General features: G+C 65.2%; 11 protein-coding genes. 3 read left to right on the forward strand and 8 right to left on the reverse strand.

Annotated features, from left to right (window positions below):
* Nucleotides 1–10: 10 nt before the first annotated feature.
* The gene (locus AB7008_RS47840) at nucleotides 11–964 is read right to left on the reverse strand and encodes a DMT family transporter (protein ID WP_441261294.1); all 954 of its coding nucleotides are present in this window, start codon (nucleotides 962–964) and stop codon (nucleotides 11–13) included.
* A 34-nt stretch (nucleotides 965–998) separates the two neighbouring features.
* On the reverse strand, nucleotides 999–1493 hold the full coding sequence (locus tag AB7008_RS47845; protein WP_039154954.1) for a Fur family transcriptional regulator: 495 nt from the start codon (nucleotides 1491–1493) through the stop codon (nucleotides 999–1001).
* A 155-nt stretch (nucleotides 1494–1648) separates the two neighbouring features.
* Between AB7008_RS47845 and AB7008_RS47850 the strand changes: the two genes are divergently transcribed.
* Genes AB7008_RS47850 through AB7008_RS47860 form a run of 3 tightly spaced genes read left to right on the forward strand, consistent with a single transcriptional unit; the run spans nucleotide 1649 to nucleotide 4848 of the window.
* A complete protein-coding gene (locus AB7008_RS47850) occupies nucleotides 1649–2131 on the forward strand; it encodes a MarR family winged helix-turn-helix transcriptional regulator (RefSeq protein ID WP_014491125.1) in 483 nt (160 codons plus the stop codon).
* Nucleotides 2124–3287: an HlyD family secretion protein gene (locus AB7008_RS47855; RefSeq protein WP_441261121.1), complete on the forward strand. Its 1164-nt coding sequence runs from the start codon at nucleotides 2124–2126 to the stop codon at nucleotides 3285–3287. Before AB7008_RS47850 ends, AB7008_RS47855 begins: the two co-directional genes overlap by 8 nt.
* 4 nt (nucleotides 3288–3291) lie before the next feature.
* Complete coding sequence (locus tag AB7008_RS47860) at nucleotides 3292–4848, forward strand: MDR family MFS transporter (protein WP_014491123.1); 1557 nt, start codon at nucleotides 3292–3294, stop codon at nucleotides 4846–4848.
* A gap of 198 nt (nucleotides 4849–5046) precedes the next feature.
* Here AB7008_RS47860 and AB7008_RS47865 read toward each other — a convergent pair whose 3' ends face one another.
* From AB7008_RS47865 to pcaF, 6 genes are all read right to left on the reverse strand, one after another.
* On the reverse strand, nucleotides 5047–6135 hold the full coding sequence (locus tag AB7008_RS47865; protein ID WP_441261122.1) for a phosphotransferase: 1089 nt from the start codon (nucleotides 6133–6135) through the stop codon (nucleotides 5047–5049).
* 48 nt (nucleotides 6136–6183) lie between these two features.
* Entirely contained in the window at nucleotides 6184–7875 is a 1692-nt protein-coding gene (locus AB7008_RS47870; RefSeq protein WP_441261123.1) for a methyl-accepting chemotaxis protein, read from the reverse strand.
* A 264-nt stretch (nucleotides 7876–8139) separates the two neighbouring features.
* Nucleotides 8140–8730 carry a protocatechuate 3,4-dioxygenase subunit alpha gene (gene pcaG / locus AB7008_RS47875; protein ID WP_028149382.1) on the reverse strand — a complete coding sequence of 197 codons (591 nt, stop codon included), beginning with the start codon at nucleotides 8728–8730 and terminating at the stop codon, nucleotides 8140–8142.
* Nucleotides 8731–9432: a protocatechuate 3,4-dioxygenase subunit beta gene (gene pcaH / locus AB7008_RS47880; protein WP_028155300.1), complete on the reverse strand. Its 702-nt coding sequence runs from the start codon at nucleotides 9430–9432 to the stop codon at nucleotides 8731–8733.
* A 68-nt stretch (nucleotides 9433–9500) separates the two neighbouring features.
* Nucleotides 9501–10445, reverse strand: a complete 945-nt coding sequence (locus tag AB7008_RS47885; RefSeq protein WP_441261124.1) for a dioxygenase family protein — start codon at nucleotides 10443–10445, stop codon at nucleotides 9501–9503.
* Nucleotides 10446–10604: 159 nt separating this feature from the next.
* On the reverse strand, nucleotides 10605–11813 hold the full coding sequence (pcaF, locus tag AB7008_RS47890) for a 3-oxoadipyl-CoA thiolase (protein ID WP_028149379.1): 1209 nt from the start codon (nucleotides 11811–11813) through the stop codon (nucleotides 10605–10607).
* Between the last annotated feature and the right edge of the window lie 50 nt (nucleotides 11814–11863).

The following is an 11863-nucleotide window of genomic DNA, read 5'->3' on the forward strand; positions in this document are numbered from 1 at the left end:
GGTCCAAATATCAGGTTTTGGTGACGTTGAGCAATGCATCGCGCGGCGCCGCAGCCGTTGAGCTGGGACGGTTAACCAGAAAAAGCCCAGCAATTACAAGGATCGCAGCGGCCCCGAATGTCAGGCTCAAGGTGTCGTGCATGATGAAATAGCTACCCACCACGCCAAACAAAGGGGTGATGAAGGTAAAAGCCGACAATTTGCTGGCCGAATAGGTCTTCACCAACGCGAACCAAAGCGTGAACGTGGTTCCAACCACCCAGATCGCCTGGAAGGCCATCAGGCCGAGCGACAGCGGCGACGGGGTCTGGGTGATGGTTTCCCCAGACAGCCAGGCGGCGGTGCCCAGGATCGGGATCGAGGTCGCGACCTGATAGCCGAGTGCCTTTTCCGGCGCCGCGAAGCGCAGCCTTGTGCCCTTTGCGACCAGCGTGGTCGCCGCCCACAGCCCCGCGCCGGCCACGATCAGGAGGTCGCCGAGCAGGATGTGCGAATCCACATTGGGCTGCGGCACGCCGATCGCGAGCGCAACTCCGGCAAAGCTCACGGCCAGCCCCAGCCATTGGGTGCCGCCGAGCCGCTCGCTGAGCACCTGGTAGGACCCGAGCGCGACGAAAAACGGCGCCGTGTAGAGGAACACCACCGCGCGCGAGGCCGAGGTCAGGCGCAGGCCCTGGAAAATCAGCACGAACTCGACGCCGAACATCAGCCCGGCGATCAGGCCGGCCTTCCACGTGCCGTCGCGCTCGAAGAATTTGACGCCGCGCAAGCTGCCGACGATGAACAGCACCGGCAACGCCCCCATCGAGCGGATCATCGCCTGGAGCATCGGCGGCACCTCCGGCAGCACCAGCTTCACCGCGATCTGATTGAAACCCCAGGTCAGGCACAGCATGAGCATCAGGGCGATGGCGCCGGCACTGAGAGGGCGACCGGCGGACTGTATGGCTTGTGGTGAGGACATTTCTTCCCGAATACCGGCTTGCGCCGTTGTTGCTTTATGCAGCTTTCTGACAATGGGCGCAGACGCCCGTGATCTCCACCACGGACAGTTTTGGTGCGAAGCCTGAGCTGCGCGCCGCGGCATTGAGGTCCTTGGCGAAGGACGCCGACGGAATCTCGCCGACGAGGCCACAGCGTTCGCAGATCAGGAACGCCACCGCCGACGTCGCGTCGTGGTCGTGAGCGGCGCAGGCGAGATAGGCGTTGCGGCTTTCGATGCGGTGCACGAGGCCGTTGGCCATCAGGAAATCGAGCGCACGGTAGACCGTGATCGGCGCCGGCCGCGGCATCGACTTGGCGAGCTCGTCGATCACCTCATAGGCGCCGAGCGGGCGGTGGCTGGACAGCAGCGCCCCCAGCACCTGGCGGCGAATCGGCGTGAATTTCTGCGCGCGAGCCTTGCAAACCGTCTCGGCGTGCGCCAGCGCGTCCGCGGTGCAGCGGCCGTGATCGTGGTCGGGCGCAGGAAAGGCCGGCTTTGCGAGGGTCATGTGGCCTGCCTTCTAGCATTTCGACCGCGGAACCCAAAGCGCGACCGGGAATGCGCCTGTCAGCCATGCTCTTGCTGCGGGACAGCGTCCCGCTAATCCGCCACGAAATAATCATAAGCTTGCTTATTATAGTCAAGCTCATTGGAGACAACGTTATGACCCGCGGGTCCGTCGACCAGAACTTCCTGTTCACGCTCGGTGAACTCTACCGCCTCTTGCGGGTCTATGCCGACAAGGAGGCATCGCGCTTCGGCATCACCCGCGCTCAATGGGCGGTCCTGGCCAAGGTCGAGCGCAGCGAGGGCATGAAGCAGTCGGAACTCGCCGAGTTGCTGGAGATGCAGCCGATCACGCTGACGCGCCTGATCGACAAGCTCTGCGACAGCGACTGGATCGAGCGCCGCAGCGACGCCTCGGACCGCCGCGTCAAGCGCCTCTATCTCAAGAAGGCCGGCCGTGCGCTGCTCGGCAAGATGAGCGGCCTGAAATCGGAACTCACGGCGAACGCACTCGACGGCATCAGCCCGGCGGACGCCCACCGTCTCCTCACCCAACTCGAATCCATCAAAGAAAACGTGCGTAACGCGATCCAGACATCCGGCGCGGAACAAGCGCGTAAGGAGCAGCGCTATGGCTGATCAGGTCCTCAAGTTCCAGCCCGAGCAGAAGAGCGACAGCGGCAAGCCCACCAAGAAAGCCGGCACCGATCCGCGCCGCCGCCTGGTGGCGGGCCTTCGCCGCTATCGCCGCTTCCTGCTGCTGGGCGTGCTGCCGCTCGTCGTCGCCGGCGGCGGCCTCACCTTCTATCTGAACGGCGGCCGCTATGTCGGCACTGACGATGCCTATGTCGGCGCGCAGAAGGTCCTGGTGACGCCCGACATCTCCGGCAAGATCCAGAAGGTCGTCGTGAGGGAAGGCCAGATCGTCAAGCAAGGCGACGAGCTGTTCGAGATCGATCCCGTGCCGTTCCGCCTCGCGGTGGACGAGGCCAGGGCGCAGCTGATGCAGGCGCAGACGACCTATGACAACCTCCGCGCCAACATCAAGATCTATGGCGACATGCTCGATCTCGCCCAGAAGGGCGTCGACCTGAAGCAGCGCGATGTCGAGCGCAAGCAGGCGCTGGTGAAGAACAGCTACGGCTCGCAGCTCGACCTCGACAACGCGGCGAACGCGCTGGTCACGTCAGGTTCGATCGCGCAATATGTCAGGCAGCAGATCTCGACGGCCAAGACGCAGCTGCTCGGCGACACCGACCTGCCGCTGGAGAAGTTCCCGCCTTACGCGCAGGCCAAGTCCAAGCTCGACAATGCCGAACGCAATCTCGACCACGCCGTGGTGCGGGCATCGATGAGCGGCGTTGCGACGCAGGTCGAGCAGATTCAGCTCGGCCGCTACGTCACCGCCGGCACGCCGGTGTTCTCCATCATCGACGTCGCCCATCCCTGGGTCGACGCCAATCCGAAGGAGAGCGACCTCACCTACGTCACCGAGGGACAGCCCGTGACCCTCGAGGTCGACGCGTTCCCGAACCACGTCTTCAAGGGCAAGATCGGCTCGCTTTCGCCCGGCACCGGCGCGCAATTCGCGATCCTGCCGCCGCAGAACGCCACCGGCAATTTCGTCAAGGTGGTGCAGCGCGTGCCGATCCGGATCTATTTCGACGAGACCGACAAATACGTGCGGAAGCTGAAGGCCGGCATGAGCGTCTACGCCACCATCGACACCGGCCACAAGCGCTCGCTCGCCGGCCTGTTCGGATTGTCGGCGACGGCGAACCAGGACAAGGACTGATCCGATGTCCGGCCCCAATGCCAGCCTGATGGTCCCCGGCCTGCGCCGGAACATGGTGACGATCTGCGCCATGACCGCGACCATCATGCAGGCACTGGACACCACCATCGCCAACGTCGCCTTGCCCTACATGCAGGGCACGCTGTCGGCCTCGCAGGACCAGATCAACTGGGTTCTGACCTCCTACATCGTCGCCGCCGCGATCATGACGGCGCCGGTGGGCTGGATTGCCAACCGCTTCGGCCGCAAGCGCATCTTCATCATCTGCTCGGCCGGCTTCACCTTCGCGTCCGTGCTGTGCGGGCTCGCGCAGGACATCAACCAGATGGTGCTGTTCCGCCTGCTGCAAGGCGTGTTCGGCGCGGCCCTGGTGCCGCTGTCGCAATCGGTCATGCTCGACTATTACACGCTCCAGGAACGCGCCAAGGCGATGTCGATCTGGGGCATGGGCGTGATGATGGGGCCGATCATGGGCCCATCCCTCGGTGCCTGGCTGACCGAGACCTATTCCTGGCACTGGGTGTTCTTCGTCAACCTGCCGTTCGGCGTGATCACCGTGCTCGGGCTGATCATCTTCATGGACGAGACCAGGAAGGATATCAGCCTCAAATTCGACTGGTTCGGCTTTGCCGCGCTGGCGATCGCGATCGGCTCGCTTCAGCTCGCCCTGGACAGGGGCGAGCAATTGGGCTGGCTCGAATCCAATGAGATCATCGCGGAGTTCATCGTCTCGGCCGTCGCCTTCTATTTCTTCGTCGCGCACTCCTTCACGACCTCGACGCCGTTCATCCGTTTCGCGCTGTTCAAGGATCGCAACTTCGTCACCGGCTGCATGTTCATGATCGTGATGGGGCTCGTGCTGTTCTCGACCATGGCGCTGGCCTCGCCCTACATGCAGAACGTGATCGGCTATCCGATCATCACCGCCGGCCTGCTGCTGGCGAGCCGCGGCTTCGGCACCTTCTTCGCCATGATGCTGGTCGGCCGCATGATGCGCTATATCGAGGCGCGCACGCTGATCATCACCGGCCTGACGCTGACCGCGGGCTCGCTGTTCCAGATGACCGGGTGGACCGACCTGACCCAGGTGCCGGAGATCGTCACCGTCAGCGTCATCCAGGGCTTCGGCTTCGGCCTCGTCTTCGTGCCGCTCTCGACCGTGGCGTTCCTGACCTTGCCGAACGAGCTGCGGACCGACGGCACCGCGATGCTGACCTTGATGCGCAACGTCGCGAGCTCTGTCGGCATCTCCGTCGTCATCGCCGAGCTGACGCAGGGAACGCGGCGGACCTACGCGATCCTGTCCGAGTACATCAACCCGTTCAACCACGCGCTCCAGATGCCCAGCGTCAGCGGCATGATCAATCTCTCCACCGACGCCGGCCGCGCCATGGCCGACAGAATGGTCAGCGTGCAGGCCCAGATCATCGCATTCGCGCACGACTATATGCTGGTGATGATCTTCATCCTCTGCACCATCCCGCTCGCCTTGCTGATCGGCTCGACCAAGGCCACGCTGCGCAAGCAGGCCGCCGGGCCGGAACATGCGGTGATGGAGTAGCCACAGGTGTCATGCCCCGGCTTGCCGCCTTCGCTGAAGCTTCGGCGGCCGGGCGAGCTTGTGGCCCGGCGTAGCCTTGGCGGAGCCCGGACCGGGGCATCCAGTACGCCGCGGCTTCTCCGAATCCCATGACCGTCTCTGGAATACTGGGTCGCCCGGTCAAGCCGGGCGACGACAGCGAACAGGCGGCACGAGCTTCTACAACAACTCCTCGCAGCCCAGATCGTCCACCGCCATCATCACCCGCTCCAGATTGTTCCACCAGATCAACGGCGGGATGTTGATGCTCCACTGCCAGACCGGCTTGGTGATGTGCCAGAGCACCGACAGACGATAGTCCTGATCGAGCGCGCCGCGCGTGTAACTGCTGACGCCGTTGGCTATCAGCGTCTCGTGGTAACGATTGAGCAGCGCCCGCTCGAGCGCCTGCCTGCGATCCGGATACCATTGCATCGCCATCATGTAGGCGAGGTCGGTGGTCGGCACGTTGATGCCCCAAAGGTCGAAATCGAAGATGCGCACGCTATCCGCGACGCCGGCTCGCGGAAGCAGAAAATTCCAGGTATGCGCGTCGCCGTGAGTGATCGTAGCGTGGCGGCGAGAGTGGTAACGCTGGGATAGCCGGGCCGACTGATCGATGAGGCGGCGGTAAAGGATGCGGCGCTCTTCGCTGAGGCGATCGCCGAGCAGGTCGGCGAAGCGATCGTAATGGCCGGCGAAGGTCTCCATGTGGCTTGCGCTGTCCTCAGCGCTCGCCCAGGCGCCGACGGTCTCGCCGAGACCGGGATGGTCCCACCACGTCGCATGCATGCGGGCCAGCGTGGTGACGATCGCCATCGCCTGCGCGCGCGAGGGCGGCAGCGGCCATTGCGTCGCGATCTCATGACTATCGGTGAGGTCCTCGATCAGTAGATGCCAGGTCTGGCTCTCTTCGTCGAAATGACCGTCGAAACAGCGCGGTACGAGCCCCGGAGGCATCTGCGGCGCAAGCTTCGTATAGAAGGCCACTTCGCGCAGCCCGCCGTTTGCGAGCGTCTTCGCGAAGGCGGAATGCGCGGTCTTCAGGATCAGGGATTGCGGCGCACCCGCAGACTCCCCGACATAGCGCAAGCCGAGTCGCACGATGTGCGACAGGATCGTGTCACGCTCATGCAGCACCTTCACCTCGCGCACCGCGCCAGCGTCCAGCACGCCACCCCTGCGCAGCGCAGCCGTCAGTTGGGCGGGCTCAACGACCGCCGGCAGTTGTGGAGGTGTCATGACCACGATGCCCCTGTCCCGCGCCATACTGCACGATCACGCCCCCGCGCACCAGCCGCAGACCTCGCACCCGACTCAAGCCGCAGCGGTCGAGTCGCGAACGGTCCTCACCACGACCGACCGCAGCGATTCCAGGTTGGCCGCCATGCCCGCGATCGCCTGCCTCACCTCCGTGGCGCGCTCGTCCACCGAGGCGGCGTCGCGGCTGACATTGGCGATCTTGGCGGAGACCTCCTTCGCAGCGGATGCCGATTCGGAAATCGACCGCGCGATCTCCCGCGTTGCGGAGTCCTGCTTTTCCATCGCCGCCGCGACCGAGGTCGCCACGCCGTCGATCTCGACGATGTGGCCTCCCATCGTCTCGACGGCATCGACTGCGGCCTGGGTCGAGGCCTGCACCTCGGCGATCAGGCGCCCGATCTCCTCGGTGGATTTGGCGGTCTGGTCGGACAGGGATTTCACTTCGGCCGCAACCACCGCAAAGCCGCGGCCGGCCTCGCCGGCCCGCGCGGCCTCGATCGTGGCATTGAGCGCCAGGAGGTTGGTCTGGCCGGCGATGCCGCCAATGAGGTCGGAGACCTCCGCAATCTTCTTCACCGCGCCCGCCAGCGCCTGGATGGTCGAACGCGCCTGCTCGCGGCCCGCGACCGCCGATTTCGTGACCGTGCTGGTCCGCGCCACCTGCGTTGCGATGTCCCGGATCGAGGCGCTCAGTTGTTCGGCGGCGGCCGAGACGGTCTGCGAGCTGCCCAGCGCCTGGGTGGACGCCGAGGCCACCGCCTGCGACTCCGCGGACAGCGACCGGGCGATCTCGGACAGGCTGGAGGCGGCCCGTTCGACGCCCTGGCTCGCCACGCTCGCGGAATCGACCGAGCGGCCGGTCTCGCGCTCGACGGTCTCGGCCATCTGGTGCAGGGCGCCACGCTTGGCCGTCGCGGCCTCCTGCTCCTTCCGCAACTGCTCCTCGCGCAGGCGCGAATTCTCGATCGCCCCCTGCTTGAACACCTGGAGCGCGCCCGCCATCGAGCCGACCTCGTCCTGCCGATGCGCGAACGGAATGTCGGCAGCGAGATCGCCGGTCGCGAGCTTCTGCATCGTGTCCGTCATGCGCACGATCGGGCGCACCACGCCAAGCGCGACGCCGAGCAGGCCTGCGGCAATGAAGGCCAGGACGGCTGCGGAGACGCCGAGGAGAATGTAGAGGATCGAGCTGTCGCGCTCGGCGGCCAGCTTCTCCATGTCCGCATTCTGCTTGTTGGCGCTCTCGACGATGCTGTCGATGACGGCGCGGTGCGCGGTATAGGCGCCCTTGAGCTGCGCATAGGCGCGTTCGGCGCCGGCCACGTCCTTGGCTTTGAGGGCCGGCAGGAGCTGGTCGGACAAGAGCTTCCAGAACTTCTGCACCTCGGCGTCGGATTTCGACACCAGTGCCGTCTTCAGATCGGTGGAGAGGCTGGAGGTCGTCCAGAATGCCTTGCGCTCGTCGTAATCCTTGCGGAGCTGGACCAGGCGTTCGCCATGGGCCGACAGCTGGTCCGGCTCGCGCATGGCGAGCGTGGCCTCGAGATAGGCTTCGATCACATATTCGGGCGGCGGCAGGATGTCCGCGATGAGGTCGTTGCCCAGCTTGATGTCGGAATAAAGCGGACCGCCGACCTTGAGCTCGCGCAGGGCGTAAAGGCTGGTCGAGACGACAGCAGTAAAGCCGATGGCGAGAACAATCCCGAATGCAATGACTGCAGAAGAAAGCGAGAGACGAATTTTCATGGAACAATCCAATGGCGCAGGTCGAAATCCGAACGGACCCTAAACAACTGCGGTAAACACGGGATTGCTTCGCGCGGAAATTGTATCCCGCGGGCACCGGAAAATTACGGAAACAGAACGTCAATCGGTCGGTTTTGAGTCAGCGAGACCAACTCGGGGCACGAACAGAAACGTCTCAGGCCCGATGCAACCCAGCAACCAGCTCAGTTGCGCTGGATGAGAAACGCGTGGCGGCTGTCGATATCGCCGCCACGCGTTGCAGCCTCACATGTCGAAGAAGACCGTCTCGTCGTCGCCCTGAAGCCGCAGGTCGAGCCGATAGACCGCCTTCCCCGCCTCGCGCGCCGCGATCAGCGTCGCGCGGCGATCGGCCGGCACCAGTCCCAGCACGGGATCGGCGGCATTGCCGGCCTCGTCGCTGAAATAGATGCGGGTGTAGAGATGCCGCAGCATGCCGCGGCCGAACACCGCAAGCACGATGTGCGGCGCCTGTGGCTTGCCGTCGGGATCGGGCACCGCGCCCGGCTTGATGGTGTCGAAGGAATAATTGCCGTCCTTGTCGGTGCCGCAGCGGGCGAAGCCGCGGAAGCTCGCATTCGGCAATGCGCGCTTGTCCTGGGGGTCGGCGAAGCGGCCCTGCGCATCCGCCTGCCAGATCTCCAGCATGGCGTCGGGCACCACGACGCCGTCGCCGTCGAACACGCGGCCTTCGATGCGGACGCGATCCCCGGTGACGTCGGGCGTCAGCGTCGAATTGGTGAACGCGTCGTTCCAGGCGTATTCGCCGGTCGGTGTCAGGCCGTACTTGAAGAACGGACCGACGGTCTGCGATGGGGTAATACCGTTGTCCTGCACTTAAGTGTTCTCCATTGGCGTGGCGTTCTTGCCGCGCAGCACGATGTCAAAGCGGTAGCACAGCGCCCATTCAGGCTGGGTGTTCTCGAGGTCGAATGACGACACCATCCGCGCCCGCGCCTTCTCGTCCGGCACCGAATTGAAGATCGGGTCGAACGGGAACAGCGGGTCGTTCGGGAAATACATCTGCGTCACGAGGCGCGTGACGAAGGAATGGCCGAACACCGACAGATGGATATGCGCGGGACGCCAGGCGTTGTGGTGATTGCCCCAGGGATAGGCGCCGGGCTTGATCGTCACAAAACGGTAGTAGCCGGCGGCGTCGCTCACGGTGCGGCCCGCGCCGGTGAAATTCGGATCGAGCGGCGCCGGGTGCTGGTCGCGGACATGGACGTAGCGGCCGCAGGAATTGGCCTGCCAGATCTCGACCAGCGAGTTCGGCACGCCGCGGCCGTCCTCGTCGCGCACATGGCCATGCACGATGATGCGCTCGCCGATCGGCTCGCCGGTATGCTGGGTGGTGAGATCGGCATCGCCCTCGCGCACGGTCTCGTGGCCGTAGACCGGGCCGGTCAATTCCGACAGCGTGTGGCGCATCGGGATCAAGGGCTTGTTCGGCGCGCGCTTGATCGAGCTCTTGTATTCGGGCGACAGCGGCAGCGGATGCGCCTTGTTGCTGTCGACGGGATAGATGAATGTCATTGGCGAACTCCTCCCCGGCCATTTTGCTCCGGCCGGTCAACGCTTCCCCCGATCATTATAGAACATAACTAATCTAGGGAAGCGGGTTTGGCAGGCGTCCTGCGCCCGGCAGGACCGCCGTATTTGATCGGCGGACGTGGCAGCACGGCCTCACCGGCCTCCAGCCGGTAGGTGTGGTCGAGCGAATACCAGGGGGTCGGGACGTCTCGTGCGGTCGGATGCGGCGTGTCGTGGCGCTGGAACTTGCCGATCAGTGCCTGCGTCACCCCGAACTGCACGTCGCTGTCGATATGCGGGTCGGCGGGGTCGTAGACTTGCGAGATCAGCACCTTGAATCCGGGCTTGAAGATCAGCGCGTGCAGATGCGCGGGCCGATAGGGATGCCGGCTCTGCGCCTCGAGCAGGCGGCCGACCACGCCGTTGGTCGGGATGGGGTAGCCGACCATCATCACCGAGCGGAAGGCGAAGCGTCCGTCCTGGTCGGTCGTGAACTTGCCGCGCAGGTTCATGTCGGCCTGATCAGGGTCCTGGTTCTCGTAGAGACCGACCGGCGAGGCGTGCCAGACATCGACCTCCGCACCGGCGACGGGACGGCCGTCCCTGTCGACGACGCGGCCGCTGACGAACAGCGGCGCGCCCGGCGTTTCCGAGCGGACGATCGAGCCGCCATTCTCGACCCGCGGCGAGTTCAGCCGCCAGAACGGGCCGAGTAGCGACTGATCGGTTTCGGTATTGCCCTGATCGCCGTTGTTGAGCAGGCACACCAGCGGTGAGACGCCGAGCGAGCCCGCCATCAGCACGACTTCGTTGTGCGTGTCGGTCGTGAGCTTGCCGAGCTCGGCCACGATCGCGGTCGCGTCCCGGAACTCCTTCTCGGTCAGGCGGACATCGCGGACGAAGCCGTGCAGATGCTTGACCAGGGAGACCATGATCTGGCGCAGCCGCGGATCGGTCGTCCGCTCCATCACCGCCAGTGCAGCGGCCGTGACGTCCTGCTCGCGCTCGATGATCATGGGACGGTCCTTGAAGCGACCTGCGTAACTCCAACACTGTCATTCCGGGATGGTCCGAAGGACCAGACCTCAGGTGCGCAATTGCGCACCGGGGAATCTCGAGATCCCGGGTTCGGTGCAAGTGCACCGCCCCGGGATGACGGGCCACTTGGTGGCCCGTCAGTTCAGCTTCTCGATCGCAACGGCAACACCCTGGCCGACGCCGACGCACATGGTGGCCAGCGCGAGCTTGCCGCCGCGCTTTTCCATGCCGTGGACGGCGGTGAGCGCGAGGCGCGCGCCGCTCATGCCGAGGGGATGGCCGAGCGCGATGGCGCCGCCATGCGGATTGACGTAATCGGCGTCGTCGGCAACGCCGAGCTGGCGCATGCAGGCGATGCCCTGCGAGGCGAAGGCCTCGTTGAGCTCGATCAGGTCGAAATCGCTGATCTTCTTGCCGAGGCGCTCCATCAGCTTGCGGGTCGCCGGCACCGGGCCGATGCCCATGATGCGCGGCGGCACGCCGGCCGAGGCGAGGCCGAGGATGCGGGCGCGCGGAGTGAGGCCATGCTTCTTCACGGCGGCTTCAGAGGCCAGGATCATCGCGGCCGCGCCGTCATTGACGCCGGAGGCGTTGCCGGCGGTCACGGTGCCGGGATTGCGCACGATCGGCTTCAGTTTTGCGAGGCCTTCCAGCGTCGTCTCCGGGCGCGGATGCTCGTCCTTGTCGACCGTAATCGGGCCGGCCTTGCCGCCGGGAATGGTGATCGGCGTGATTTCCTCGGCGAAATAACCCGCCGCGATCGCCGCGCCCGCGCGCTGCTGCGAGCGGATCGCGAAGGCGTCCTGGTCGGCGCGCGAGACCTGGAATTCCTCGGCGACGTTCTCGCCGGTCTCCGGCATGGCGTCGACGCCATACTGCGCCTTCAGCAGTGGATTGATGAAACGCCAGCCGATGGTGGTGTCGAAGATCTCGGCAGAGCGCGAGAATGCTTCCTGCGCCTTGCCCATCACGAAGGGCGCGCGGGTCATGGATTCGACGCCGCCGGCGATCGCAAGCTCGATCTCGCCGGACCGGATGGCGCGGCCGGCCGCACCGACCGCATCGAGGCCGGAGGCGCAGAGCCGGTTCAGGGTCTGGCCGGGAACCGAATCCGGCAGGCCGGCGAGCAGCAGGGCCATGCGCGCGACGTTGCGGTTGTCCTCGCCGGCCTGGTTGGCGCAGCCGAAGAAGACTTCGTCGACCTGTGCCCAATCGAGATTGGGATGCTTGGCCATCAGCGCCTTGATCGGGGCCGCCGCGAGGTCGTCGGCGCGCACCTTGGCGAGCGAGCCGCCGAAACGGCCGATCGGGGTCCGCACGGCATCGCAGATAAAGACGTCACGCATCGTTGTTCTCCCTGAATGCCGCGGTCCGGCCCAAATTCTTCAATGTCCGC

Origin of the sequence: Bradyrhizobium sp. 521_C7_N1_3 (genome assembly GCF_052075975.1) — a bacterium.
GTDB classification, from domain to species: domain Bacteria; phylum Pseudomonadota; class Alphaproteobacteria; order Rhizobiales; family Xanthobacteraceae; genus Bradyrhizobium; species Bradyrhizobium japonicum.

Bases quoted from the DNA above. Each gene is read 5' to 3' on its own strand.
- AB7008_RS47860 (WP_014491123.1), top strand. From the start codon at position 3,292: ATGTCCGGCCCCAATGCCAGCCTGATGGTCCCCGGCCTGCGCCGGAAC.
- AB7008_RS47855 (WP_441261121.1), top strand. From the start codon at position 2,124: ATGGCTGATCAGGTCCTCAAGTTCCAGCCCGAGCAGAAGAGCGACAGC.
- pcaH (WP_028155300.1), bottom strand. From the start codon at position 9,432: ATGACATTCATCTATCCCGTCGACAGCAACAAGGCGCATCCGCTGCCG.
- AB7008_RS47865 (WP_441261122.1), bottom strand. From the start codon at position 6,135: ATGGCGCGGGACAGGGGCATCGTGGTCATGACACCTCCACAACTGCCG.
- AB7008_RS47850 (WP_014491125.1), top strand. From the start codon at position 1,649: ATGACCCGCGGGTCCGTCGACCAGAACTTCCTGTTCACGCTCGGTGAA.
- pcaF (WP_028149379.1), bottom strand. From the start codon at position 11,813: ATGCGTGACGTCTTTATCTGCGATGCCGTGCGGACCCCGATCGGCCGT.
- AB7008_RS47845 (WP_039154954.1), bottom strand. From the start codon at position 1,493: ATGACCCTCGCAAAGCCGGCCTTTCCTGCGCCCGACCACGATCACGGC.
- AB7008_RS47870 (WP_441261123.1), bottom strand. From the start codon at position 7,875: ATGAAAATTCGTCTCTCGCTTTCTTCTGCAGTCATTGCATTCGGGATT.
- AB7008_RS47840 (WP_441261294.1), bottom strand. From the start codon at position 964: ATGTCCTCACCACAAGCCATACAGTCCGCCGGTCGCCCTCTCAGTGCC.
- AB7008_RS47885 (WP_441261124.1), bottom strand. From the start codon at position 10,445: ATGATCATCGAGCGCGAGCAGGACGTCACGGCCGCTGCACTGGCGGTG.